General features: G+C 63.7%; 26 protein-coding genes. 18 read left to right on the top strand and 8 right to left on the bottom strand.

The window, feature by feature from the left end; all coding sequences use genetic code 11:
* Positions 1-426 precede the first annotated feature (426 nt).
* The 8 genes from ffh (at position 427) to V1273_RS33880 (ending at position 6378) form a co-directional block, all read left to right on the top strand.
* Entirely contained in the window at positions 427-1977 is a 1551-nt protein-coding gene (gene ffh / locus V1273_RS33845) for a signal recognition particle protein (RefSeq protein ID WP_334365618.1), read from the top strand.
* A 142-nt stretch (positions 1978-2119) separates the two neighbouring features.
* Positions 2120-2452, top strand: coding sequence for a 30S ribosomal protein S16 (rpsP, locus tag V1273_RS33850; RefSeq protein WP_334365619.1), 333 nt, complete (start codon positions 2120-2122; stop codon positions 2450-2452).
* A gap of 19 nt (positions 2453-2471) precedes the next feature.
* Positions 2472-2996 (top strand): ribosome maturation factor RimM, encoded by a 525-nt coding sequence (rimM, locus tag V1273_RS33855; protein ID WP_334365620.1) that lies wholly within the window; start codon positions 2472-2474, stop codon positions 2994-2996.
* 10 nt (positions 2997-3006) lie between these two features.
* A complete protein-coding gene (gene trmD, locus V1273_RS33860) occupies positions 3007-3726 on the top strand; it encodes a tRNA (guanosine(37)-N1)-methyltransferase TrmD (protein WP_334365621.1) in 720 nt (239 codons plus the stop codon).
* A gap of 108 nt (positions 3727-3834) precedes the next feature.
* Positions 3835-4215, top strand: a complete 381-nt coding sequence (rplS, locus tag V1273_RS33865; protein ID WP_028348467.1) for a 50S ribosomal protein L19 — start codon at positions 3835-3837, stop codon at positions 4213-4215.
* 233 nt (positions 4216-4448) lie between these two features.
* Positions 4449-4583 carry a hypothetical protein gene (locus V1273_RS33870; RefSeq protein WP_334412129.1) on the top strand — a complete coding sequence of 45 codons (135 nt, stop codon included), beginning with the start codon at positions 4449-4451 and terminating at the stop codon, positions 4581-4583.
* A 72-nt stretch (positions 4584-4655) separates the two neighbouring features.
* Positions 4656-6062 (top strand): 3-isopropylmalate dehydratase large subunit, encoded by a 1407-nt coding sequence (gene leuC, locus V1273_RS33875; protein ID WP_334412130.1) that lies wholly within the window; start codon positions 4656-4658, stop codon positions 6060-6062.
* A gap of 103 nt (positions 6063-6165) precedes the next feature.
* The gene (locus V1273_RS33880) at positions 6166-6378 is read left to right on the top strand and encodes a hypothetical protein (RefSeq protein ID WP_334365623.1); all 213 of its coding nucleotides are present in this window, start codon (positions 6166-6168) and stop codon (positions 6376-6378) included.
* Between the two features lie 79 nt (positions 6379-6457).
* Here the strand turns inward: V1273_RS33880 and V1273_RS33885 are convergent, their stop codons facing one another.
* The 4 genes from V1273_RS33885 to V1273_RS33900 all read right to left on the bottom strand — a co-directional run bounded on the left by V1273_RS33885 (position 6458) and on the right by V1273_RS33900 (position 8572).
* The gene (locus V1273_RS33885) at positions 6458-7051 is read right to left on the bottom strand and encodes a hypothetical protein (RefSeq protein WP_334412131.1); all 594 of its coding nucleotides are present in this window, start codon (positions 7049-7051) and stop codon (positions 6458-6460) included.
* Between the two features lie 189 nt (positions 7052-7240).
* On the bottom strand, positions 7241-7549 hold the full coding sequence (locus V1273_RS33890; RefSeq protein ID WP_334379769.1) for a hypothetical protein: 309 nt from the start codon (positions 7547-7549) through the stop codon (positions 7241-7243).
* A gap of 132 nt (positions 7550-7681) precedes the next feature.
* Complete coding sequence (locus V1273_RS33895) at positions 7682-7951, bottom strand: hypothetical protein (protein ID WP_334365626.1); 270 nt, start codon at positions 7949-7951, stop codon at positions 7682-7684.
* A gap of 291 nt (positions 7952-8242) precedes the next feature.
* Positions 8243-8572: a hypothetical protein gene (locus V1273_RS33900; RefSeq protein WP_334365627.1), complete on the bottom strand. Its 330-nt coding sequence runs from the start codon at positions 8570-8572 to the stop codon at positions 8243-8245.
* Between the two features lie 108 nt (positions 8573-8680).
* Here V1273_RS33900 and V1273_RS33905 point away from each other — a divergent pair, with 108 nt between their 5' ends.
* The 3 genes from V1273_RS33905 to V1273_RS33915 all read left to right on the top strand — a co-directional run bounded on the left by V1273_RS33905 (position 8681) and on the right by V1273_RS33915 (position 10680).
* On the top strand, positions 8681-9079 hold the full coding sequence (locus V1273_RS33905; protein WP_334369077.1) for a metallopeptidase family protein: 399 nt from the start codon (positions 8681-8683) through the stop codon (positions 9077-9079).
* A 110-nt stretch (positions 9080-9189) separates the two neighbouring features.
* Entirely contained in the window at positions 9190-9795 is a 606-nt protein-coding gene (leuD, locus tag V1273_RS33910; protein WP_057842551.1) for a 3-isopropylmalate dehydratase small subunit, read from the top strand.
* Between the two features lie 57 nt (positions 9796-9852).
* Complete coding sequence (locus V1273_RS33915; RefSeq protein ID WP_334412132.1) at positions 9853-10680, top strand: hypothetical protein; 828 nt, start codon at positions 9853-9855, stop codon at positions 10678-10680.
* A 127-nt stretch (positions 10681-10807) separates the two neighbouring features.
* Here the strand turns inward: V1273_RS33915 and V1273_RS33920 are convergent, their stop codons facing one another.
* Positions 10808-11686, bottom strand: coding sequence for an HpcH/HpaI aldolase/citrate lyase family protein (locus V1273_RS33920; protein WP_334365630.1), 879 nt, complete (start codon positions 11684-11686; stop codon positions 10808-10810).
* A 101-nt stretch (positions 11687-11787) separates the two neighbouring features.
* Here V1273_RS33920 and V1273_RS33925 point away from each other — a divergent pair, with 101 nt between their 5' ends.
* Positions 11788-12432 (top strand): carbonic anhydrase, encoded by a 645-nt coding sequence (locus V1273_RS33925; RefSeq protein WP_334412133.1) that lies wholly within the window; start codon positions 11788-11790, stop codon positions 12430-12432.
* Between the two features lie 63 nt (positions 12433-12495).
* Here the strand turns inward: V1273_RS33925 and V1273_RS33930 are convergent, their stop codons facing one another.
* On the bottom strand, positions 12496-13530 hold the full coding sequence (locus V1273_RS33930) for an aspartate-semialdehyde dehydrogenase (protein ID WP_334412317.1): 1035 nt from the start codon (positions 13528-13530) through the stop codon (positions 12496-12498).
* Positions 13531-13719: 189 nt separating this feature from the next.
* On the opposite strand from V1273_RS33930, the gene V1273_RS33935 reads away from it, so the two are divergent.
* Positions 13720-14451, top strand: a complete 732-nt coding sequence (locus V1273_RS33935; protein ID WP_334412134.1) for a hypothetical protein — start codon at positions 13720-13722, stop codon at positions 14449-14451.
* 219 nt (positions 14452-14670) lie between these two features.
* A complete protein-coding gene (locus V1273_RS33940; protein ID WP_334412135.1) occupies positions 14671-15054 on the top strand; it encodes a hypothetical protein in 384 nt (127 codons plus the stop codon).
* A gap of 158 nt (positions 15055-15212) precedes the next feature.
* Here the strand turns inward: V1273_RS33940 and leuB are convergent, their stop codons facing one another.
* A complete protein-coding gene (gene leuB, locus V1273_RS33945; RefSeq protein WP_334412136.1) occupies positions 15213-16325 on the bottom strand; it encodes a 3-isopropylmalate dehydrogenase in 1113 nt (370 codons plus the stop codon).
* A 175-nt stretch (positions 16326-16500) separates the two neighbouring features.
* On the opposite strand from leuB, the gene V1273_RS33950 reads away from it, so the two are divergent.
* Positions 16501-17697 carry a YbfB/YjiJ family MFS transporter gene (locus V1273_RS33950; RefSeq protein ID WP_334412137.1) on the top strand — a complete coding sequence of 399 codons (1197 nt, stop codon included), beginning with the start codon at positions 16501-16503 and terminating at the stop codon, positions 17695-17697.
* 36 nt (positions 17698-17733) lie between these two features.
* Here V1273_RS33950 and V1273_RS33955 read toward each other — a convergent pair whose 3' ends face one another.
* Positions 17734-19026: an IS4 family transposase gene (locus V1273_RS33955; RefSeq protein ID WP_334412138.1), complete on the bottom strand. Its 1293-nt coding sequence runs from the start codon at positions 19024-19026 to the stop codon at positions 17734-17736.
* Between the two features lie 401 nt (positions 19027-19427).
* On the opposite strand from V1273_RS33955, the gene V1273_RS33960 reads away from it, so the two are divergent.
* The 3 genes from V1273_RS33960 (at position 19428) to V1273_RS33970 (ending at position 24239) form a co-directional block, all read left to right on the top strand.
* Entirely contained in the window at positions 19428-20597 is a 1170-nt protein-coding gene (locus V1273_RS33960; protein WP_334412139.1) for a saccharopine dehydrogenase family protein, read from the top strand.
* Positions 20598-20745: 148 nt separating this feature from the next.
* Positions 20746-22527, top strand: coding sequence for a Rieske (2Fe-2S) protein (locus V1273_RS33965; RefSeq protein WP_334412140.1), 1782 nt, complete (start codon positions 20746-20748; stop codon positions 22525-22527).
* 638 nt (positions 22528-23165) lie between these two features.
* Complete coding sequence (locus tag V1273_RS33970) at positions 23166-24239, top strand: TRAP transporter substrate-binding protein (RefSeq protein WP_334365638.1); 1074 nt, start codon at positions 23166-23168, stop codon at positions 24237-24239.
* Positions 24240-24333 lie beyond the last annotated feature (94 nt).

Raw genomic sequence — 24333 nt, forward strand, 5'->3', positions numbered from 1 at the left:
AACATGCGACGAAAGAAGCCTGATCGCCCACCGCCTTCATCTTGGATAATGCAACCATGTCAAAGCCTTACGCCTCAATCGCAGGGCATTATGCCCTAGTTTCTCCTTGACTTTCACCCCATCCGAGGGTTTAACCCGCCCACTTTCTCGGAAAGACGTTCTTTTCGACCCGCCGCCCGGCCCATGAGACCGGAGGCCAACGCCCGACAGCGCGATGCGCCCTCGGGCGCGAAAGTGTTTGGAATATCGTTTTGGCGTTTGGCGCCAGAGCGCATACGTCGTCACCCGCGCAGGCGGGTGATCCAGTATCCCAGAGCAGCTCGTTTAAACCGAGAGGCTGCGGCGTACTGGATACCCCGCTTTCGCGGAGTATGACGGCGGTGGGTTAGGCAGCGCCTGCCGCGTGCAGGACAAAGGACAACGGCATTGTTCGACAATCTGTCGGAAAAGCTTGGTGGGATACTCGATCGGCTGACGGGCCGCGGCTCGCTGTCGGAGGCCGACGTCGACGCCGCGATGCGCGAGGTGCGCCGCGCGCTGCTGGAAGCCGACGTTGCGCTTGAGGTGGTCCGAAGCTTCACCGAGCGCGTCCGCGAGCAGGCGGTCGGCGCCACCGTCGTCAAGTCGGTCACGCCAGGCCAGATGGTGGTCAAGATCGTCCATGACGAGCTGATCGCCACCCTCGGCGCGGACGGACAGACCATCGATCTCAACGCGGTGCCGCCGGTCGCCATCATGATGGTCGGTCTCCAAGGCTCCGGCAAGACCACCACCACCGCAAAGCTCGCCCGCCGCATGACCCAGCGCGACAAGCGCAAGGTGCTGATGGCCTCGCTCGACATCTACCGCCCGGCGGCGATGGAGCAACTGGCCGTGCTGGGGCGCGACCTCGACATCCCGACGCTGCCGATCGTGACGGGGCAAAAGCCGGCGCAAATTGCAAAACGCGCACTCGAAGCCGGCAAGCTCGGCGGCTACGACGTGGTGCTGCTCGACACCGCCGGCCGCACCACGCTCGACGAAGAGATGATGAGCGAGGCGGCCGAGATCAAAGCCACGGCCAATCCGCATGAAGTGCTGCTGGTCGCGGACTCCCTGACCGGCCAGGACGCGGTCAACCTCGCGCGCGCCTTCGATCAGCGCGTCGGCCTCACCGGCATCGTGCTGACGCGCGTTGACGGCGACGGCCGCGGCGGCGCCGCGCTGTCGATGCGCGCGGTCACGGGAAAACCGATCAAGCTGATCGGCACCGGCGAAAAGACGGACGCGCTGGAAGACTTTCACCCCAGCCGCATTGCCGGCCGCATCCTCGGAATGGGCGACGTGGTGTCGCTGGTCGAACGCGCGGCGGCGAATATCGACGCCGAAAAGGCCGCGCGCACCGCCGAGCGGATGCGCAAGGGCCAGTTCGACCTCAACGACATGCGCGAGCAGTTGCTGCAGATGGCGAATATGGGCGGCATCAGCGGCTTGATGGGCATGATGCCGGGCATTGCCAAGATGAAGAACCAGATTGCGGCAGCCGGCATCGACGACAAGATTTTGAAGCGCCAGGTCGCGATCATCGATTCGATGACACGGGCTGAGCGCAAGAACCCGGACATTTTGAAGGCCAGCCGCAAGAAGCGCATCGCCGCCGGCGCCGGCCAGAATGTCGAGCAGGTCAATAAGCTCCTGAAGATGCACCGGAACATGGCCGACGTGATGAAGGCGATGGGTTCGGGCAAGCGCGGCCCGCTCGCCGGCATCGCGCAGGCGATGGGTTTTGGCGGCGGCATGAAGCCGCCTTCGCCGGAAGAGATGAAGGCGCTGGCGGACAAGATGCAGGGCGGCGCCGGTCCAGGCGGCCTGCCGAATTTGCCCAAGGATCTTCCCACCGGCCTGCGCCAGGGATTGCCGAATCTGCCGGGGCTTACCGGGCTGAGCGGCAAGCCGAACCTGCCGGGCCTCGGCGGCTTTCCGGGGAAGAAGAAATGAGGACACCGTCATTGCGAGCGAAGCGAAGCAATCCATCGATCCGCGGAAAGAAAGAGTGGATTGCTTCGTCTCTTCGCTCCTCGCAATGACGCCAATTCACACCGTTCAGATCATCGAGTTTTACATTTAACAGGAGAACTAAATGTCAGTCGTTATCCGCCTCGCTCGCGCAGGCACCAAGAAGCGTCCGGTCTATCACGTCGTCGTCGCCGACTCGCGCTTTCCCCGCGACGGCCGCTTCATCGAGCGTCTCGGCCACTTCAATCCGCTGCTGCCGAAGGACAATGAATCGCGGCTGAAGCTCGACATGGACAAGGTGAAGTCCTGGCTCGCCAAGGGCGCGCAGCCGTCGGATCGCGTGACGCGCTTCCTGGATGCGGCCGGTGTCGTCAAGCGCGCCGCCCGCAACAACCCGGAAAAGGCCGTGCCGCGCAAGGAGCGCAAGGCTCGCGCCGAAGCCGCCGCGAAGGCGTAAGGCTTAGCGGCGCGCGACGGTGAAAACACCGATTTGCGTCGCCCGTATCGGCGCCGCGCATGGCGTGCGCGGCGCGGTGAAACTGTGGACGTTCACCGAGGATCCGCTGGCCGTAAAGCAATACGGCCCGCTGATGACCAAAGACGGCGCGCGCCAGTTCGAGGTGACGCATGTCCGCGAGGCCAAAGACCATCTAGTGGCGACGCTGAAGGGCATCGCCACCCGCGACGACGCCGAGCGGCTCAATGGCCTCGAACTCTATGTCGCCCGCGACAAATTGCCTGAGACCGACGAGGGCGAGTATTACCACGCCGACCTGATCGGACTTGCCGCCGTCAACGCCGCGGGCGAGCCGCTCGGCCGCGTGATTGCGATTCACAATTTCGGGGCCGGCGACATTATCGAGATCGCGCCTCCGCAAGGCGCCACTATGCTGCTGCCGTTCACCAATGCAGTCGTGCCGACGGTCGATCTGGCGAATGGCCGCGTGGTGATCGAGCTGCCGCAGGAAATCGAAGGCGACGACGCTCCGACGCTTACGTGATGGGTTTTGTATGACCTGGCGCGCCACCATTCTCACCCTCTTCCCCGAGATGTTTCCCGGGCCGCTCGGCGTCAGCCTGGCCGGCAAGGCGCTGGCCTCCGGGCTGTGGGAGTTGGAGGCGCGCGACATCAGGGACTCCGCCACGGACCGTCACCGCAGCGTCGACGACACGCCGGCCGGCGGCGGTCCCGGCATGGTGCTGCGGGCGGACATTCTGGCCGCGGCGATCGACGCCGCGGATATCTCTCCCGACCGACCGCGCCTCCTGATGAGCCCGCGGGGTCGGCCATTGACCCAGCCCATGGTTGCCGAATTTGCCACAGGACCCGGGCCCCTGATCGTCTGCGGCCGGTTCGAGGGGGTCGATCAGCGGGTCATCGAGGCACGGAACCTCGAAGAGGTCTCGGTCGGTGACTACGTTCTGTCAGGAGGCGAAATCGCCGCGATGGCCCTGATCGACGCCTGCGTCCGGCTTTTGCCGGGGGTGATGGGCAAGCAGACCTCGGGAGTAGACGAAAGCTTCTCCGAGGGACTACTGGAATACCCCCAGTTTACGCGGCCGCAGGAGTTCGAGGGCCGCGGCATCCCCGAAATCCTGACCTCCGGCGATCATGCCAAGGTGGCGGCATGGCGGAGGGCCGAGGCCGAGGCGCTGACCCGGGCGCGGCGGCCGGATTTATGGGCGGCGAGGGGCGGCCAAAAAGGCACAAAAAGCACGACAGACGGGTGACAAGCGGCCGCCTATGCCTTATACGAGCGCCAAATCCGCACACGCGCAGGATAGATGGACGTTTGCGCAGCCCCCGAAAGGCTGGGCGCGCCGCCGATGGAGATTTCAATGAACCTCATTCAACAGCTCGAAAAAGAGCAATTCGAAAAACTGTCGGCGACCAAGTCGATCCCCGAATTCGGCCCCGGCGATACCGTGATCGTCAACGTCAAGGTGGTCGAAGGCGAGCGCACCCGCGTGCAGGCCTATGAAGGCGTCTGCATCGGCCGTTCCGGCGGCGGGCTCAACGAGAGCTTCACCGTCCGCAAGATTTCCTACGGCGAAGGCGTGGAGCGCGTGTTCCCGGTGATGTCGCCGATGATCGACTCGATCAAGGTGGTGCGCCGCGGCAAGGTGCGCCGCGCCAAGCTGTATTACCTGCGCAGCCTGCGCGGCAAGTCGGCCCGCATCGTCGAGAAGCAGGACCGCGCCGCCGCCGTCGGCGAGTAACTTTTCCCGAACGGGATGCGACAAAAGCGCGGGGTTTTGCCCCGCGCTTTTTTGTTGCGCCTCCACGTCATTGCGAGCGCAGCGAAGCAATCCATCTATCCCCGTTCCGAGAAATGGATTGCTTCGCTCCGCTCGCAATGACGGGGAGAGACCAAGGCCGGACCCACTCCTCGCAATGACGGTGGCAACAAACGCATATCGCACTTGGATGTGCCATGTGATATGAGGCTGGAATGGTTCTAGATCGCACCAGCGCCGCCTTCGGCACCGCTCAGCTCGTCGTCATCGACGACCGCTCGCGGCTGCCTGGCCGCTTCTTCGGGCGGTTCACGACGTCGGCCACGTCCGAGCTTACGCGAGCACCTTGACGCTGCGACGTCTGTAGCTTGCGCCTTTCGCGCTTAACCGCTCACACAGAATTTCCTTTGGAGCTTACGCTCATGTCTAAACCGACTACGCTGTACGACAAGATCTGGAACGACCATCTGGTGCACGAAGCCGAAGACGGCACCTGTCTGCTCTATATCGACCGCCATCTGGTGCATGAAGTGACTTCGCCGCAGGCGTTCGAAGGCCTGCGCGCGACGGGGCGCAAGGTTCGCGCGCCGGAGAAGACGCTCGCCGTCGTCGACCACAACGTGCCGACGACCGATCGCACAAAGCCCAATCCCGACCCTGAGAGCGCCGAGCAGATCAAGGCGCTGGCGGAGAACGCGAAGGAATTCGGCATCGAATATTACAACGAGTTCGACAAGCGCCAGGGCATCGTGCACGTGATCGGTCCCGAGCAGGGCTTTACCCTGCCCGGCACCACCATCGTCTGCGGTGACAGCCACACCTCCACCCATGGCGCGTTCGGCGCGCTGGCGCATGGCATCGGTACGTCCGAAGTCGAGCACGTGCTGGCGACGCAGACGCTGATCCAGAAGAAGGCGAAGAACATGCGCGCGGTGGTCGACGGCAAGTTGCCCGACGGCGTCACCGGCAAGGACATCATCCTCGCGATCATCGGCGAGATCGGCACCGCGGGCGGCACCGGCTACGTGCTGGAATATGCCGGCGATGCGATCCGTGCGCTGACGATGGAAGGCCGCATGACGGTCTGCAACATGTCGATCGAAGGCGGCGCCCGCGCCGGCCTGGTCGCGCCGGACGAAAAGGCGTTCGAATTCCTGAAAGGCCGCCCGAAGTCGCCGAAGGGCGCCGATTGGGACGCCGCGATGCGTTATTGGGAAAAGCTGCGTTCCGATGAGGGCGCCCATTTCGACCACGAGATCCGGCTGGACGCGGCAAAGCTGCCGCCGATCGTGACCTGGGGTACCTCGCCCGAGGACGTGGTGTCGATCTCGGGCTTCGTGCCCGATCCCGACAAGATCGAGGACGAGGCCAAGCGGCTCTCAAAGCACCGCGCGCTGAAGTATATGGGCCTGACGGCGGGAACGAAGATCACCGACATCAAGCTCGATCGCGTCTTCATCGGCTCCTGCACCAACGGCCGCATCGAGGATCTGCGCGCCGCCGCAAAGATCGCCGAGGGCAAGACCGTCAGCGCCAACGTCAATGCGATGATCGTGCCGGGCTCAGGCATCGTGAAGGAGCAGGCAGAAGCCGAAGGCCTCGACAAGATCTTCATCAAGGCCGGCTTCGAATGGCGCGAGCCGGGCTGCTCGATGTGCCTTGCGATGAACCCGGACAAGCTGAGGCCGGAAGAGCGCTGCGCCTCGACCTCGAACCGCAATTTCGAGGGCCGCCAGGGTTTCAAGGGCCGCACCCACCTGGTGTCGCCCGCGATGGCTGCTGCGGCGGCGATCGCCGGACACTTCGTCGACGTCCGGGACTGGCGCTAACGCTTTCCTTTGTCTCGATAGCGAGACATTCCGGAAACGGCCCGTTAACAGGCAAAGCGCACACTGGTCCCTTGCGGAGCGCTTTCGCGAGGGACTCTTGGCCGTGACCGACAAGTCTGAATTTGTCGATATGATCAGCGAGGCGACGCGGCAGGTGCGGCGCCGCACGACGCCGCGCATCGTCGACCTCCAGCCTGTCGCCACCAAGGAAGCCTCGCGCCTCAGCCACTGGCCACCGGAGCACTGGCAGCAATGGCGGATGGAGACGCTGACGCCTTGGAAGCTCAAGCCGTGGCGGGGCAAGGATTGGGATTGAGCCAGTAGTGTTACCTGAAAACAGGAGCGTTACCTGAAAACAGGCGCCCTTTCGGGCGCCTGTTTCATTTCAACCTGTCTCACCAATAGGCGTAGTAGCGGTGGCGCCACCACCAGGGCGGCCTGCAGATCCTGCGCGGCCCATAATAGGTCCAGATCACGCGGCAGCGCAGCGGATAATAGTAGGCCGGATACGTATAGTAGGCCGGCGCGAAGTAGAAGCGGCTGTGGAAGTGACGCCGGTGGTGGAAGTGTGGGCGATGAAAGGCGTGACGATGTACGAAGCGGGGTCCGCCGCCATGGAAGACGGGTGCCGGACGAAAGCCGCCACGGTGGATCGCCAACCCACCGCCTCTGAACCCGCCGCCGTGAAAGGCCGCTCCGCCGCCGCGGAAGCCGCCGCCATGGAAACCGCCGCCGCCACCACCGCGAAAGCCGCCGCCGGCGAAACCGCCACCGCCGCCGCCGCGGAAGCCACCGCCGATCGTCGGGCTGCGGTGTTGAATCTCGGTCGTCAGTCCGTCGGTTGCATATTTCGCTGACGGCGCCGTTCCGGGGGTTGCTAGCGAAAGCGCCTCGGCGCGCTGTTGTGATGCCGCTGCGAGCGCGAATACTGCCGCAGCCGTAACGCCCAGACGGCGGACCAGGCCGCGTCCGGGTTCGGATGTTGTCATGGATTATCCTCCCTAACCGGCGACGCGCGCTGCTCTGCGGCTGCTCGCGTCGCGTCCTCTGCGATCGCTCCCAACGTGACGTTAGAGACAGACACGTGAACGCGCCATGAATGCGCCGACCTCAGCGATGAATGCGCAGGAAAGTGCGTTGAAGAGATTTCTGCGGCTGACAGAAGTTATGCACGCTCACTACCAGAACGGTCCAAACCCGATGCCGAAGGTGAACGGCGCGGGCGCGTAATAGGGATACGGCCGATAGTAGACCGGCCGCGCGTAATAATAGGGCCGGTAGTAATAAGGGCGATAATACGGACGGTAGTACGGACGATAATAGCCATAGTGACGATAGTAGCGCCGTTGCGCGCTCAAATCGGTGGCGTCGGATGTGCCGGCGCTTTGCGCCTTCGCCTGCGGCGCCGCGGCGGCCCTATCAATCGCCGCCGGCCCGGCGATCGCGAGCGCGCCGACGACAAGGGCTGCAGAGATCAAGCTCCTCATGATGGACTCCTCTTGCTGAAGCTGATGTCAGAGATAACGGGCGGTAATCTCGCCAGTTTCAAGGCGATCGCTGAAATCGAAACAGGCCCGCGATGAAGCGGGCCTGTTGGCATCTGCGCCAAGTTGCCGCAATCACCAGCGGTGCCAGTGACGATGATGATGGTGGTGATGGCGATGATGGTGGTGGTGCCAGCGATGCCACCGATGATGATGGTGATGGTAGCCGTGATGGTAGCCGTGATGTCGCCAATGCACTTCTGTCGTCGCCAACCTGGCATCCTCCTGAACCGCCGCGGCGGCGCCGGGATTGCTGAGCGACAGCGCATTGGCACGCTCGGCCGGAGCGGCAAACGCCAGCAAGGCACCAACGGCGGCAAGCCCAAAAACCTTCACTACCTGCATATCCAGTCTCCTCGGGTCGTCGGATGCACGTCTGCGCCGAATGGCTTGCATCAACTAACGGCATCGCCGCGACACGTGCACAGACTGAAGCAAGTGACTTGAATGCGGTGTGAATGAGTGCGCCATGAACATGAAGAATGCGCCACGAACATGAACGGATGCTGCTTGCCGCGATCTCGCGCGCACGGTTTGCGCAGACCGCCGTCAGCAACATCAACAGCGTTTGTCCACAGGGCCCTACTCGGCGCCTGTCGGAAAAATGCTCGACAGAAAAATAGAGAGGGGACGAATCTAGCCCGGCCGCCACCAGCAGTTCATGCGCGGGGTGATTACCGTGCCGCTCGGCCGGTACTCCTGCACGTAATGTGCGGTGCAATCGCGCACGGCGTTCGGCCCTGGGTTGTAGCGCGGATAGACACTGGGAGCCCACGGCTCGCTGCGATAGATCGGCACGCGCCGCAGCGGGCGCCGGCGCTGGGCGGAAACATCCGTGACGATCGGCTGCGGCGCCTGCGCGGTCCGCAGCACTGATGACGCCGTCTGCGCCTGCGCAGCCGCCACGTCAGGGAGCAAAAGCCCGGCCAAGGCAGCCGATATGGCGACCGTCACAATCCGCTTCATTGAAGTCCACCCAAAACTGATCCCCCGGTACGGTCACCGATTGGCGCGTCAAAATCAACTCGCAAAACTAGTATGCGCCTGGGCACAACACACGCTAAATACGACGTGATGTGGACCGAAGCAAAAGCGCCCTCGCTCGCCGAAATGGAAGCCATGGCGCATGAGGTGTTCGAGCGCCTGCCCAAGGGATTTCGTACCCTGTGCGAGGGCGTGATCATCCGCGTGGACGATTTCCCGACCGACGAGGTCCTGGACGAGATGCAGGCGCAGAGCGAGTTCGACCTGCTCGGCCTGTTCCAGGGCATCGGCCTGCCGCAACAGAGCAACCAGGACATAGCCCGCCTTCCCAACATGATTTGGCTCTACCGCCGCCCGATCCTCGACTACTGGGCCGAGCATGAGGAAACGCTGGGCCATATCGTCCGCCACGTCCTGATCCACGAAATCGGGCATCATTTCGGGCTGTCGGACGCCGATATGGAGGCGATCGAGGCCGCCGCAGACTAGGCCGGTTCGCGCCAAAACAGGCGGCCTATGCGCAAATTGGCCTTTTGCCGGGGCCACATTCGCGATAAATCACTGGCCCGTCCCACCTTTTCAACCGGGAAGTGCGATCGATGGAAAAGTTCACCACACTGGAAGGCGTCGCGGCGCCCTTGAAGATCATCAATGTCGACACCGACATGATCATTCCGAAGCAGTATCTGAAGACCATCAAGCGCACCGGCCTTGGCAAGGGTCTTTTCTCCGAACAGCGCTACAGGGACGACGGCAGCGAAAACCCGGATTTCGTCCTCAACCAGCCGGCCTATCGCAACGCCAAGGTGCTGGTCGCCGGCGACAATTTCGGCTGCGGCTCGAGCCGCGAGCACGCGCCGTGGGCGCTGCTCGATTTCGGCATCCGCTGCGTGATCTCGACCTCATTCGGCGACATCTTTTACAACAACTGCTTCAAGAACGGCATTCTGCCGATCCGCGTCTCACAGGAAGACCTCGACAAACTGTTCGACGACGCCGAGCGCGGGGCGAATGCAACGCTGACCATCGATCTCGCCAACCAGGAGATCCGCGGCCCCGACGGCGGCAAGGTCAAGTTCGAGATCGATCCGTTCCGCAAGCACTGCCTGATGAACGGCCTCGACGACATCGGCCTGACCATGGAAAAGAAATCCTCGATCGACGACTACGAGGCCAAGCTTAAGAAAGAGCGCGCCTGGGCCTGATTGTGCTACGAGAGCCCCGGCGAAAATCGGGGCTCTTTTGTTAGGGAGGCGGCGCGGATGCGGCCTGACGTCGTCACCTTCTGGCACGGCCGCCTCGACGGGCTGCGACTGACCTGCCTCAGATCGCAGGTTGCCGCCGGCCACAAGGTCACCGTCTACAGTTTCGATCCACTGCCCGGCCTGCCCGACGGCATCGGCAACGCCGAAGCCGAAGCGATCCTGCCGCATTCCTTTTCCGAGCGGCTGCGCCCGCCCGAGGCTGATGGAAGCTGGCGCGACTGGACCATCCTGCAGTTCAGCGATTTCTTCCGCATGCGGCTGATGGCAGAAAACGCCGGACTGTGGCTCGACGCCGACGTGCTGCTGCTCAAACCGATCGAGGTCGATCCGGCAAAGCCTTACTTCGCGTGGGAGCGCCGGCGCCAACTCGGCAACTCGGTGTTGTACCTGCCGGCAAACGATCCGATCGTACGGGCGTTCGAGGATCTGATGGAGCAGGAGGACCTGACGCCGGACTGGCTGGCGCTGCGTCATCGCCTCACCTTCATGCTGCGTCAGTTGCGTCGCCGATCGAGCCGTCTCTCCGACATCCGCGTCGCGATCTACGGCCCCGCCGCGCTCACCGCGCTGGCGCGCCGCGCGAACGAATTGCAGCACGCGCTGCCGAAGCAGTCGTTCTATGCGGTGCACGCCGAGCCAAAGCTGTTCTTCGAGCCTTCGGATTTTTCAGGCCTGCTTGCCGATCCGCAACTCATCGGCCTGCACATCTCGCCCAAAGGCCGCGGCGGTGAAAAGCCGATTCCCGGCAGCCTCTATGCCTGGGCGGCGGAGAGGTTCGGCTCCGCACTCCACCCTCCCCTGGAGGGGGAGGGTCGGCTCGCATGAGCGCAGCGAGTGCGAGACGGGGTGGGGTGATCTCTCCGCTCGGGCACTGCTGGATGTGGAGAGACCGTCACCCCACCCCGCCGCTCATTTCATGAGCGGCGCCCTCCCCCTCCAGGGGAGGGTAAGATCAATGCCCCATCGCCGCGATCGCATCCGCAATCGCTATCGTCCGCCGTGCCATGTCGGCGTGCAGCCGTTCCACCATCCGCCCGTCGAGCTGGATCGCCCCGCGCGAGGCGTTTTCCGGCTTTTCGAATGCCGCAATGATTTTGCGCGCCTGCTCGACCTCCTCGGCCGGCGGCGTGAAGATCGCGTTGCAGGCCTCGATGTGGCTCGGATGGATCAGCGTCTTGCCGTCGAAGCCGAGATCGCGGCCTTGCGCGCATTCGGTCGCAAAGCCGTCGATATTGCTGATGTCGCTATAGGGACCGTCGAGAATTTCCAGCCCGTGCGCGCGCGTCGCCAGGATGCAGTGCGTGATCATCGGAATCATCGTGGCGCGGCCCGGCTGCATGCGGATCCGCGTTTCCCGCGAAATGTCGTTCGGCCCGAACACGAATCCCGCAAGCCTGGTTTCGGAATCCCGCGATGCCGCGGCGAGCTTGTCGGCGTCCAGCACCGCGCGCGCGGTTTCGATCATGGCCCAGACCCGGATCGAGGTGGGCGCGTTGATGTCGCTGAGGCGATTGGCGATCGCGTTGAGATCGCCGACGGTGGAGATCTTGGGAACCAGAATGCCGTCGGGCCGCGCCTTGCCGGCCATGGTGACGTCCTCGACCCACCAGGGCGTATCGAGACTGTTGACCCGGATCAGCACCTCGCGCTTGCCGAACCCGCCCGCCGCGATCGCCTTGGCGATCTGGTCGCGGGCCATTGCCTTGGCGTCCGGCGCCACCGAATCCTCGAGGTCGAGGATGATCCCGTCGGCCGGCAGGTTGCGCGCCTTTTCCAGCGCCCGCGCGTTGGATCCGGGCATGAACAACAGGCTGCGGCGCGGACGGATCATGGGCTGGTTTCCTTGGTGACCTTGAGGCCTCCGCGATATCATCTCGCGCGGCGGCCTGAAAGCCTTGTTCCCGTCATCGGCTTATGGTTAGGCATGGCACCATGACCTCTTTCCCGCAACATCTGCTCGACGGTTACAGGTCCTTCACCTCGCAACGGCTGCCGACCGAACAGACGCGCTACCGGGAACTCTCCGAGCGCGGCCAGTCGCCCGCCGTGATGGTGATCGGCTGCTGCGATTCCCGCGTCTCGCCGGAAGTGATTTTCGACGCGGGCCCTGGCGAGTTGTTCGTGGTGCGCAACGTCGCCAACCTGGTGCCGGTCTACCAGCCGGACGGCGGCGCCCATGGCGTCTCCGCGGCGTTGGAATATGCGGTCAACGTGCTGCGCGTCAAACACATCGTCGTGCTCGGCCATGCCCAGTGCGGCGGCATTCGCGCCTTCATCGACAAGATCGACCCGCTGTCGCCGGGCGACTTCATCGGCCGCTGGATGGCTATGTTCATCAAGCCGGGCGAGGTCGTCGAACAGCGCGAGCGCGAGACGATGCAGGAGTTCACGATCAGGATCGAGAAGGCCGCGATCTTCCGCTCAATGGAAAATCTGATGACGTTCCCGTTCGTGCGCGCCCGCGTCGATCGCGGCGAGATGGAATTGCACGGCGCCTATTTCGGCGTCGCCGAGGGTTCGCTATTCGTGCTCGATCAGAAGGCGAAGGAGTTTCGCAGCGTGCGGGAGGGCGAATAGCGAATGGCGAGTAGCGAATAGAATGAATTCCATTCGCCATGCGCCACTCCCCATTCGCTGGGCTCACGCCGCCTTCTTTTTCGCGGTGATCAGCTTGCGGTTGATCAGGCATTCGGCGATCTGCACCGCGTTCAGGGCGGCGCCCTTGCGCAGATTGTCGGAGACGCACCACAGGACGAGGCCGTTCTCCACCGTCGCGTCCTCGCGGATGCGGCTGATATAGGTGGCGTCCTCGCCGGCTGCTTCGTAGGGCGTGACGTAGCCGCCGGGCTCGTGCTTGTCGATCACGAGGCAGCCCGGCGCGTTGCGCAGGATGTTGCGCGCTTCATCGGCCGTGATCGGATTCTCGAATTCGATGTTGACGGCCTCCGAATGGCCGACGAACACCGGCACCCGCACGCAGGTGGCGGAAAGCCTGATCTTGGGATCAAGAATCTTCTTGGTCTCCGCCATCATCTTCCATTCTTCCTTGGTGTAGCCGTCCTCCATGAACACGTCGATCTCGGGGATGACGTTGAAGGCGATACGCTTGGGGAATTTCTTGTTGATCAGCTCGTCATTGGTGTAGACGGCCTTGGTCTGCGAGAACAGTTCGTCCATCGCATCCTTGCCGGCGCCCGAGACCGATTGATAGGTCGCGACCACGACCCGCTTGATGGTGGCCTTGTCGTGCAGCGGCTTCAGCGCCACCACGAGCTGCGCGGTCGAGCAGTTCGGGTTGGCGATGATGTTCTTCTTGGCAAAGCCCGCGGCCGCATCGGCGTTCACTTCCGGCACAATCAGCGGCACGTCCGGGTCCATCCGCCAGGCTGACGAATTGTCGATCACGACCGCACCCGCCGCGCCGATCTTGGGCGACCATTCCTTCGACACCGAACCGCCTGCCGACATCAGGCAGATGTCGACGTCGGAGAAGTCGTAGTGCTCGAGCGCTTTGACCTTCAGGGTGCGGTCGCCATAGGACACTTCGACGCCGACGCTGCGGCGCGAGGCCAGCACCACGACCTCGTCGGCGGGGAATTTGCGCTCGTCGAGAATATTGAGCATTTCGCGCCCGACATTGCCGGTCGCACCGACGACAGCGACTTTGTAACCCATCATTCACTCTCCGAGGAAAAATGCCGCCCTGCCGCGTCAAGCGGAAAGGGAGAAGGCAGCGCTTCTATGCGAGAAACGCCGATATGACAACGTTTGGCGGTTGCGTTTGGGCGTTTGATGCATTCGTTTCCGGCCGGTTCGGCCGATTCCCATTATAGGACGACAATTCACCCGGCGCTGGTAAGCTTCGTGGACGAGGTCTACGGCACGCTGGCACGGCTCTGCGCCTATCTGATGACGCTGGCGCTGATGGCCATTGGCGGTATCGCGCTATGGCAGCATTTGCCCGATATCACAACGATGGAGGCGCCGCCGAAGGCCTGGAGCCAGGCCGGGCGCATGGCTCCGGCGTTCGCCGTAAGCCAGTTCATTTTTCCAGGCAAGATAGAGACTTACGAGGTTTTTCGGCATCCCGAGGGGGGCCGCAAGGACGTGTTCCGCTGGAGCGGGCCCGGCGTCACGCCGGTCGCCGACCTCGAAATCTATCGTCCGGGCGAAGAAATCGATCAGGTCGGCTCGGCGGCCGGCTACCTTGCCGCAAGGATGGACCCGGCTGGCCCGCGCGAGCTGGAGGCTGCCGGGATCATCGACAGCAAGTTCGGCCCCGTGAGGCTGTTTCGCCGGATCGGCGGCACGGAGGCCGCAAGCGCATGCCTCCGATTTTTCAAACACATCGATGAGCCGAAATTCCGTCTCTCGGGCTGGTCATGCCTGGGCGAGGGTGTGCCGGCCCGCCGCGCCGCGATCGGCTGCATGCTGAACCGGCTGATCCTGCTTTCGGCCGGCAACGATACGAAACTTACGGAATTGTTCGCCCGCGACGAAGTCAGGCGCAGCGATTGCGCGGCGTCAGGCGCGCCGGCGCTGTCTGCCGATTGGGTGATGGACGCCGATAACCCGCGGCTGCGCGGCACCCTTTAGGCCCCACGTTGGCGGCGTCAAATTCCGCCGCACCTCACGATTGTGGCAACAAGCGGCCAAGACAGTTGTTTTCATGAAACTTTTTCGCTTCGCACCGCATTATTCCGGCGCGGTGTGGCGCAATTGACCTAGCGACGACGGTCTTGCCGCGGCTACAATGCACGCAACCAGATTTGACGATCCGCCGGCCCGTCACGGGCGGACAATGACGAGGATGCAATGACCCGAAAATTCCCTGCTGCGAGCAAGCTCGCGATGTTGCTTGCCGCGGCCGCCCTCGTCGCCATCGGTGTGACCGCCGCCAGCGCTCAGTCCAAGCAGCAGCGATATGACCGGGACGGCCGTCCCTATTACGGCGCAAACGGTCCCAACCGGGTGTACCAACAGGGCCCGCGCACCCGCGTCTACGTCACCACGCGCTCCTGGCTCGATGCCGGCACCGAAGTCTTGCCCGGCGACCGCAAGTTCATGGACTACGCCTTCCCGTCGCCGTACGGGTACCCAACGTTCGCGCGCGAAAACCTCAACCGCCCGATCGACCGCCAGCCGCTCAACCCGCCTTCAGATTTGGGCGGCCAGCCGACCCAGTTCCCGCTGTATTGATTTAGATCGAATAACCACGCCGTCGCCCCTGCGAACGCAGGGGCCCATACGCCGCGGCTTCTCGATTCAGGGACGCTGGTCGACGGCTTTCGCTTCATGACCAACGGCTGTGGATATGGGTCCCTGCGTTCGCAGGGACGACACCGAATTTGTTGCACCTACGCGTGCAGCTTCTGCAATTCCTTCAAAATCGCTTCGCCCATCTGCGTGGTTGAGGCTGCCGTCGTGCCCTCGGACCTGATATCCGCCGTACGCAATCCACTCGCCAGCACCGCTGCGATCGCCGCGTCGACCTTGTCGGCCAGCGCGCCCAAATCGAAGGAATAGCGCAGCGCCATCCCGAACGACGAAATCATCGCGATCGGATTGGCCAGCCCCTTGCCGGCGATGTCGGGCGCCGAGCCGTGCACCGGCTCGAACAGCGAGCGGCGCTTTTTGGTCTTGGCGTCGATCTCGCCGAGCGAAGCCGAGGGCAGCATGCCGAGCGATCCCGTGAGCATCGCCGCGATATCGGACAGCATGTCGCCGAACAGATTGTCGGTCACGATGACGTCGAATTGCTTCGGCGCCTTCACCAGCATCATGCCGCCGGAATCGGCGAGCTGATGCTCCAGCGTCACGTCGTTGTATTCGCGCGCATGGACGGCCGTCATGACCTCGTTCCAGAGCACGCCCGACTTCATGACGTTGCGCTTTTCCATCGACGTCACCTTGTTGCGGCGCTTGCGCGCCAAATCGAAGGCGACGCGGCCGATGCGCTCGATCTCATAGGTGTCGTAGACTTGGGTATCGATGGCGCGCTTCTGGCCGTTGCCGAGATCGGTGATGGTTTTCGGCTCGCCGAAATAGACGCCGCCGGTCAGTTCGCGCACGATCATGATGTTGAGGCCTTCGACCGCCTCGCGCTTCAGGCTGGAAGCATCGGCGAGCGCCGGGTAGCACACGGCGGGGCGCAGATTGGCGAACAGGCCGAGATCCTTGCGCAGGCGCAGGAGACCTGCCTCAGGGCGCACCTCGTAGGGCACGCTGTCCCACTTGGGACCACCGACCGCGCCGAAGATGATGGCATCGGCCGACTTGGCTTTGTCCATGTCGCCTTCCGAGATCGACACCTTGTGCGCGTCATAGGCGGAGCCGCCGACCAGCCCCTGCTCGGTCTCGAATGACGCGATGCCTGCCGCGTTCAGCCAGTCGATCAGGCGCTGCACCTCCCCCATCACTTCGGGGCCGATACCGTCGCCGGGGAGAAGCAGCAGTTTATGGGTCGCCATGTCGTTTACCTCAAGACTGGTGTTTTGGTCGTCATTGCCGGGCTTGACGAGCGAAAGAAATCCGCGCGGAGTGCTAGAGCGGCATTGCGCGATTGGCAAGACACCATTGCGGCCGCAGAGCCTGTGCATCCCCCTGCCGGCCTGCCACAATGCCGTTCCGCCGGAGCAAATTCCTTTGCACGCCCCCGACCGTCCCGCGAGTTACGCGCATGCCGCACGGCTGATCCTCATTCTGTCGCTGGCGCCGACCGTCGGTCTCGGCATCGGCCGCTTTGCCTATGCGCTGGTGCTGCCTGACATGCGCGACACCCTGGCCTGGAGCTATTCCGCGGCCGGTTTCATGAACACCATCAACGCCGCCGGCTATCTCGCAGGCGCCCTGCTCGCCTCGCGCATGATCCGGCGTTTTGGACTGGCCGCTTCGGTTCGATGGGGCACGCTGGCCTGCGTGCTGTCGCTGGCGCTCTGCGCCACCACAGGCGATTTCTACGTCCTGAGTTTCGCGCGGCTTCTGGCGGGGGTCGGCGCCGCGGCCGGATTCGTCGGCGGCGGCGCGCTGGCGGCGACGATTGCGCAGTCGCGCCCCGAGCGGGCGAATTTTCTGCTCAGCCTGTTCTATGCCGGCCCCGGGATTGGCATCCTGGCGTCGGGACTGGTGGCGCCGTTCGTGCTGCAGGGCTTTGGGCCGGGCTCGTGGTGGATGGTCTGGTGGGCGATGACCGCGCTGGCGGTCGTCATGACGATCCCGGTCCTGCTCGCACCGTTTCATGCCGGTGCAGCCCTGACCGAAACGACGGCAGCCAAATTCGCCGTCGCGCCGGTCGTGATCTATCTCGCCGGCTACTTTCTGTTTGGCGCCGGCTACATCGCCTACATGACCTTCATGATCGCCTATGTCCGCGACGCCGGTGGTAGTGCCGCGGCGCAGAGCGCGTTCTGGAGCCTGATCGGTGTCAGCGCTTTTATCACGCCCTGGGTATGGCGCCGCGTACTGGCGCTCGATCGCGGCGGCCTCGCCACCACGATCATTCTCGGTGTCAATGCCATCGGCGCGGCGATGCCGATCTTCGGACACTCGGTGTGGCTATTGGCGATATCAGCGCTGGTGTTCGGCGTGGCCTTCTTCGCCGTGGTCGGATCCACCACTGCCTTCGTCCGCTTCAACTACCCGCCGCAAGCCTGGCCCACCGCGATCGCGGCGATGACGATTTCATTCGGCATCGGTCAGACGCTAGGTCCGATCGTGGTCGGCGCGATCACGGATGCGCTGGGCAGCCTGTCGTTTGCGCTGAATGTTTCCGCGGCGATGCTGGCGCTGGGGGCGGTGCTCTCGGCGTTTCAGAAGAAGGTAGTGCAGAAACCCTCGACGTGATGCGTTCTCCATCCGCGGGTCGTCCCTGCGTTCGCACTAGGGCATGCACACATTTCTGAGGCTCCATCCGGCAGCGACGGCGTGGAAGTATTCCAGGCCGTGTTTGAAGGTAATTGGACCGGGCGGTTTGGATGACGGGTAGCCGTCCCAGCCGCCGAGCCGACCGATGATCCAGGCAGCCCAGGCAAGGCTATCGGATGGATGCGGGTTGCTCAGGCGTATGGTTTTGGCCTCAAGCTGTGCGTTAAGGGCAGTGAGCGCCGCAACTTCATCGGCATTGAAGGCGAGGCTGACGGGTTGCTTGCCGCGGCCATCGCGCGCCTGCAAGAGTTGGACGGTGATGACCGCCGCCTTGGCGGCGATGGCGACCAGCTTGAGGAGACGCTCGGCTGAGCCGATCTGACTGTCTTCGAGTTTGAAGCCTTGCGTCTTGAGGACGCGGAAGAACTGTTCGATCAGCCAGCGCCGCTTGTACCATTCGACGATGCGCCAGGCCTCTTCTTTGCCGGTTACCGGGTGGGTGGTGAGAAGCCGCCAATGAAGGGGCTCGACGCCAGCTTCGGGATTGGGTTCACGGACGTCGACCACATATAGCGGCAAGCTCTTAGGCAGATGGCGCAGGAACTTGGTCTGCGGTCGAGCCAGTTCGATCACACCAAAGCGCAGTTCGAGATTTGCGACACGCTCCGGCCGTTGCACTCGCGCGGGCAGCCAGACGGCACGTCGGTCTGTCACAGCTCTGCGCTCAATGGCTGCGTACAAACTGGTGTCGTCCGCGAGCTTGCGATCATGCATGCTGCGGACGATCACATGGAAGTGTTCCTCAGCCGCGCTCGCATAAAGCGCGAAGATGTCGCTCTCGCGATCGCCAATCACGGTGACCATGGCAGCGCCGGCCAGTAACGGCTTGGCTGCAAGGGCGGTGCTGATCCAGCGCTGCGATTCCTTGTCCGACAAGTCGCGCCGGTCGTGTGAGACGGTGCGGCGGCCCTTGCGCGTCCACGCCTGGCCGCTCAACAGGCCAAGGCAGGTGCCGTCGTCGGCATCCACTGCCAGCAGGGGATGGAGTAGCACGCCGTGGACGTTGCCCTTGGCGGTCTCTCCGAGACCGCGGCGGCGCCGCGCCGTGGGATGGAAGTTGATCTCGCTGGTGTCCTGGATCGCCAATACGTGGCGGCCTTCGACCGCTGCGACTGTGCTTTCACTCCAGCTTTCGATGATCTGCTCCGTTGTCACCTTGGGATTGCGCAGGAAGCGGTTGAACCGCACCTCGAGCGCCCGATCGCCCTTCGAAAGTCGCCGCAAACACACATCTTTGCCCGCGACCATGCATTCGAGCAGCGCCGCCCCCCTTTATCAAGGCGGAGATCCCCGAACCGACCCAGCGTCCAATTAATCTGTGACAACATGCCGACACCTCTGCCAAAGCCGAAGTGCCGAAATAGGAATCACACGACTTCCCGATTCTGGAATCCTTGCAGCAGGCCTGAGTCAATCCGCCGCACCTGAACTAGATGTGTGCATGCCCTAGTGCGAACGCAGGGACCCATAACCACAGGATTTCGTGGTTATGGAAGCTGTTCCTCCAGCCTTTTCCAATATTCAGATCCCGCGGTATGGGTCCCTGCGTTCGCAGGGACGACGGGAGTGTGGCAGTTTGCGCCATAAAGTGACGTCGCCTGATGGTAAGGTGTCTGCTCGGCAGCGGGAACTCGAGGAGGACCAACGTCGTGAAGCGGGACCTCGACCTCATCGTCTATGGCGCAACGGGTTACACCGGCCGTCTCATCGCCGAATATCTGGCGACGTCCTATCGCGGCGACGATGCTCCGTCCTGGGCGATCGCGGGACGCTCGACCGACAAGCTCCAGAAGGTGCGTGTCGACATCGGCGCACCGGATGATTTGCCATTGCTCAAGGCGGATGCCGACGAGCCGGCCAGCCTGCGTTCGATGTGCGAGCGTGCGGCCGTGATCATCACGACTGTCGGGCCCTATCAGCTCCACGGTCCCGGGCTGGTGGCGGCCTGCGCAGCCGCGGGAACGGCCTATGTTGATCTCTGCGGCGAGCCGGTTTGGATGCGGCGCATGATCGACGCCTATCACGAAGAGGCGAAACGGACCGGCGCGCGCATCGTCTTCTCCTGCGGCTTCGATTCCATCCCGTTCGACCTCGGCGTGCTCACGCTGCAAGAGAAGGCGCGCGAGAAATTCGGACGCCCGGCGCGGCGGGTCAAAGCCCGCCTGCGCAAGGTGAAAGGCGGCATGTCTGGCGGCACCGCGGCGAGCGCCCAGGCGACATTGGCCGCCGCCGCGCGCGACCCGGCCCTGATCGGGCTGCTGACCGACCCCTTCGCGTTGACGCCGGGGTTCACCGGGCCGTCTCAGCCGTCGGGCCTCATCCCCGAGTACGACCCGCACATGAACGCATGGCTCGTGCCGTTCCCCATGGCGCCGGTCAACACCAAGAACGTGCACCGCACGAATTTCCTGTTGGGTCATCTCTACGGCAGGGATTTCGTCTACGACGAGATGATGGTCGCGCCGGGATTGGGGGAAATCGCCGGCGTGACGACGGAGACGTTTGCCACGGTGTTTTCCTTGTTCAGGACCGGCGGTCTCAAACCCGGCGCGGGCCCGTCCCGGGAAGAGCGCGAGAAGGGCTTCTACGACATCCTTTTCCTGGGCGAGTTGCCGGATGGCGGACGGGTCGAGACGGTCGTCAAGGGCGACCGCGATCCGGGCTACGGCTCGACCAGCAAGATGATCGCCGAGAGCGCTCTCTGCCTCGTGCGCGACGTGCAGGGCGAGGGCGGCATATGGACGCCGGGCGCGCTGATGGGTCCGGCGTTGCGCAAGCGTCTGACGGAGCGCGCCGGCCTCACCTTCAGTGCGCGTTGAGGTAACGCTCAGAACGGCAGCGGCGTGATCCAGTGCGGTTACTTTCGCGCAGCCCCAACACCACCGCATCCTCTCGCCTTTGCGCGAGAGGATGCCTATGTTGCGGAGTACCTGCAGCGCCCCCAAAGCGACAATGGGAGGTATGCTCATGGACGCGCCGAGCAAGGAATTTGCGCTGGCGGGCAGCCTTGAGGAGCTGAAGCTCAAGGGGCGGCTCGTTGTGCGCGGTGACCATCGTCCGATCCTTGTCATCTACGACCGCGGACGTGCCTTCGCCCTCGACAATCGGTGCCCGCATATGGGCTTCCCGCTCGATCGCGGCAGCGTCGAGGACGGTATCCTGACCTGTCACTGGCACCACGCGCGCTTCGATCTCGAAAGCGGCTGCACCTTCGACCTGTGGGCGGACGACGTGCCGATCTGCCCGGTCGAGGTGCGCAATGGTGACGTCTGGGTGAAGACCACGTTCACGCATGCCGATCTCGCCGCGCACTGGCATCAGCGGCTTGCGAACGGCCTCGCCCACGACCTCGGCCTCGTCATTGCCAAGGCCATACATGGTCAGCTCGCGGCCGGCGTACCGCAGACCGAAATCGTACGGGAGGTGGCGCTGTTCGGGGCGCAAAATCGCGACGGATGGAGCGTCGGTCTTACGATCCTTACGGCACTCGCCAATATCCTGCCTTTGCTGCCGGAGGATGAAGCCTATCTCGCTCTATTCCACGGCGCGCGCCGCGTGGCGGCGGACTGCGACGGCGAGGCGCCGCGGCGGGAACGCGCGCCGCTTGGAAGCCGACCAGATCCGGCCGCGCTCAAACGCTGGCTGCGGCGTTGGACAAACGTGCGCCATCGCGAGGCGGCCGAGCGCACCCTGCTCACGGCGATTGCTGCCGGCTTCTCCCCGGCTGAACTCGCCGATGTTCTGTTCACCGCCGAGACCGAGCGGGCCTTCGCCGACACCGGACACTCGCTCGACTTCATCAACAAGGCATTTGAGTGCCTCGACCTGATCGGCTGGCAACACGCGTCAGCTCTGCTGCCGACTATCGTCGGTCAGATGGTAGCGGCCCGTGGCGCCGAGGAATCGACTGCCTGGCGCCAGCCCCTTGACCTTGTTGCGTTGTGTGAGAAATCAACCAGCGAACTCGCGGACCTGTTCGCTGCCGGACGCGGCTCGCGCGACTGGTCGGGCCACGCCGCACTGGCTCAAGAGCTGCTCGGTGACGATCCGGCCAGGATCGTTGACGCGCTCAAGGGGGCGATTCGCGCCGGTGCCGCTCCTGCCGACCTTGGCCAATCCCTCGCCTACGCGGCAGCGCTCAGGGTGGCGCGCTTCGGCAATGCCAACGAGCACGCCGACTGGGAGACGGCGCATCACGTTTTCACCTACGCCAACGCAGTCCACCAGTTGCTGATCCGCATCGGGACTGCCAGCATCGACACTCACGTCACGGCCGTGCGCGGCATATTGCACGGAGCGATGGCGCTCTACCTTGCTCGCTATCTCAATGTGCCGCCGGCGCGCATCCCGGGCGACGGCGGCGAGCAGCTCGATGATCTGCCCGCGGATCCAGAGACGATCAGCGCCGCCTTGCTCGACGCCTTCGACCGGCAGAGACAGGTCGATCTCGCCGCACGCCTGGTGGCACGGCATCTCACGCTCGGCCATTCGCCGCAGGCGTTGATCGCTACGCTCGCGCATGCGGTGCTGCGAGAAGATGCAGGCTTCCATGCGTATCAGATGCTGGAGGCGGGAGTCCGGCAGTTCGGCGCGTGGCGCGACACGGACGAGGGCCGGCACATCCTGATCGCGGTTGCCCGCTATCTGGCGGCCCATTCACCGACAGAACGCGCCTCTCTGCAGACAGCCGACATCGCCCGCCGCTTGATGCGGGGTGGCGAGCTGCATCAAGAGGCTGGATCGTCCTGAGGTCACGCGCTGAGGGCGCACTAAGGGCGATCTGAAGTGACAAAGGCCTGCGCGCCTCAAGGGCGCGACCTCGCGCAGGCGCTGGCGGAGATTCCGATCGAGCCATCCTGCTTCTGCCGACGAATGGGCATGGCAGCCGCGTAGTCGTTCTCGGCTCCAGTTTGGATTGGGCCTTTGGCCGAAACCAGCCTGTCGTCGCATCGGTTGTCTGCGGCAGAGCGAAGATCGGTCCGCGCTCTCTTCGCGGCTGCTTTTGGACCCGAGTCGGACATCGGGGCACTGGCTTGTACTAGTTGTTTGTGCGGCACCCTGGCCAATGTGAGCTCTTTTGGATGGGCGTGGGATCGTGTAGTCTTGTTTAGAGCTGCTCTTCGAGACGGGACGTGCCGACGTCTTCGTTCGAGGCGAATTGGCAGCGGGGAATGCCGTCGGCAGGCATCGCACTCTCAATAGAACCGACAGTCCTTTTGTGCCGGTATCGAGCACTCGCCGTGCCGCACGGGCACGCGAAATGCTTGCTTTGACTGCGACGAGGGAGCGGCACGCAACCACCTTAACGAACGTACCGTCGAGCAACCATTGCGGCCGTGTGGGCTGCGGGAGTGGGCATTGCGCGCAACGAAGGGAGGAGCTGCAACATGATGAAATCCACACTGTTAATGGGACTCGCGGGGCTATCCGCCTTGGCGCTCACCGCGGTGTCTACAGATGCAAACGCGCAGGAAAAAGTCCGCTGGAAGATGCAGAGCGCGTTTGGCAGCCAACTGCCACACCTGGGGCCCCCGGGCGTGCGCTTCTCGAAGAATGTCGAACGGTTGTCGGGCGGAAAATTGGAGATCAAGTTCTACGAGCCCGGCGCGCTGATCCCGCCGCTGGAGTGCTTCGACGCGGTATCGAAGGGCTCGATCGAAGCGTGCTGGACGACGCCGGGCTACCACACGGGCAAGTACCCCGCGCTCGCCTTCTTCACCACCGTGCCGTTCGGCCCGCCCGTCGGCGAGTTCTTTGGCTGGAAGTGGTTCGGCGGCGGCAACCAGTTGCGCGATGAGATCTACGCCAAGCACGGCCTGATTGCGATCGACTCCAGCGCCATCGCACCCGAGACCTCCGGCTGGTTCCGCAGAGAGATCAAGTCGGTCGAGGAGTTGAAGGGGCTGAAGATGCGGTTCTTCGGCCTTGGCGCACAGGTGATGCAGAAGCTCGGCGTCTCCACTCAGTTGTTGGCAGCGGCTGACATCTATCCTGCGCTGGAGCGCGGCGTGATCGAGGCGACCGAGTTCTCAATGCCGACGATGGACACCAAGTTGGGCTTCCATCAGATCGCCAAGTTCAACTATTTCCCGGGCTGGCACCAGCAGGTCTCGGTGGGCGAGCTTCTGATGAACAAGGCGGCCTGGGATGCGCTGTCGGATCAGAACAAGGCGATCATCGAGATCGCCCTCGGCGAAAACATCATGCGCAACTACGCCGAGAGCGACCACGCCCAGTTCGCGGCGATGGCTGAGATGCGCGACAAGTATAATGTTCAGGTCAAGCGCTGGAGCGACCAGGACCTGGCCACGCTGGAGAAGGCCTGGCTGGAAGTGCTGGCGGAGGAATCGGCCAAGGACCCGCTTTTCAAGAAGGTCGCCGACCACTACCTGGACTACCGCAAGAAGTTCAAGGTTTGGGGCGACTCGCAGACGATGAAAGCCACCTACCTGAAGGATTGAGCGGAGGCAGCCGGTGCAGCGCGCGGCTGCGCCGGCTCCCGCCGGGGAGGTTTGCCTCGCCGGCCGGTGATGAGAGCTGCCGGTTGCGCACGGC

This window comes from Bradyrhizobium sp. AZCC 1721 (genome assembly GCF_036924715.1).
In the GTDB taxonomy this organism is placed as follows: domain Bacteria; phylum Pseudomonadota; class Alphaproteobacteria; order Rhizobiales; family Xanthobacteraceae; genus Bradyrhizobium.

Coding starts and splice junctions, on each gene's coding strand:
- rpsP (WP_334365619.1), top strand. CDS start 2,120: ATGTCAGTCGTTATCCGCCTCGCTCGCGCAGGCACCAAGAAGCGTCCG.
- trmD (WP_334365621.1), top strand. CDS start 3,007: ATGACCTGGCGCGCCACCATTCTCACCCTCTTCCCCGAGATGTTTCCC.
- rplS (WP_028348467.1), top strand. CDS start 3,835: ATGAACCTCATTCAACAGCTCGAAAAAGAGCAATTCGAAAAACTGTCG.
- V1273_RS33870 (WP_334412129.1), top strand. CDS start 4,449: ATGGTTCTAGATCGCACCAGCGCCGCCTTCGGCACCGCTCAGCTCGTC.
- leuC (WP_334412130.1), top strand. CDS start 4,656: ATGTCTAAACCGACTACGCTGTACGACAAGATCTGGAACGACCATCTG.
- V1273_RS33885 (WP_334412131.1), bottom strand. CDS start 7,051: ATGACAACATCCGAACCCGGACGCGGCCTGGTCCGCCGTCTGGGCGTT.
- V1273_RS33890 (WP_334379769.1), bottom strand. CDS start 7,549: ATGAGGAGCTTGATCTCTGCAGCCCTTGTCGTCGGCGCGCTCGCGATC.
- V1273_RS33895 (WP_334365626.1), bottom strand. CDS start 7,951: ATGCAGGTAGTGAAGGTTTTTGGGCTTGCCGCCGTTGGTGCCTTGCTG.
- V1273_RS33900 (WP_334365627.1), bottom strand. CDS start 8,572: ATGAAGCGGATTGTGACGGTCGCCATATCGGCTGCCTTGGCCGGGCTT.
- V1273_RS33905 (WP_334369077.1), top strand. CDS start 8,681: ATGTGGACCGAAGCAAAAGCGCCCTCGCTCGCCGAAATGGAAGCCATG.
- leuD (WP_057842551.1), top strand. CDS start 9,190: ATGGAAAAGTTCACCACACTGGAAGGCGTCGCGGCGCCCTTGAAGATC.
- V1273_RS33915 (WP_334412132.1), top strand. CDS start 9,853: ATGCGGCCTGACGTCGTCACCTTCTGGCACGGCCGCCTCGACGGGCTG.
- V1273_RS33920 (WP_334365630.1), bottom strand. CDS start 11,686: ATGATCCGTCCGCGCCGCAGCCTGTTGTTCATGCCCGGATCCAACGCG.
- V1273_RS33925 (WP_334412133.1), top strand. CDS start 11,788: ATGACCTCTTTCCCGCAACATCTGCTCGACGGTTACAGGTCCTTCACC.
- V1273_RS33930 (WP_334412317.1), bottom strand. CDS start 13,530: ATGGGTTACAAAGTCGCTGTCGTCGGTGCGACCGGCAATGTCGGGCGC.
- V1273_RS33940 (WP_334412135.1), top strand. CDS start 14,671: ATGACCCGAAAATTCCCTGCTGCGAGCAAGCTCGCGATGTTGCTTGCC.
- leuB (WP_334412136.1), bottom strand. CDS start 16,325: ATGGCGACCCATAAACTGCTGCTTCTCCCCGGCGACGGTATCGGCCCC.
- V1273_RS33955 (WP_334412138.1), bottom strand. CDS start 19,026: ATGGTCGCGGGCAAAGATGTGTGTTTGCGGCGACTTTCGAAGGGCGAT.
- V1273_RS33965 (WP_334412140.1), top strand. CDS start 20,746: ATGGACGCGCCGAGCAAGGAATTTGCGCTGGCGGGCAGCCTTGAGGAG.
- V1273_RS33970 (WP_334365638.1), top strand. CDS start 23,166: ATGATGAAATCCACACTGTTAATGGGACTCGCGGGGCTATCCGCCTTG.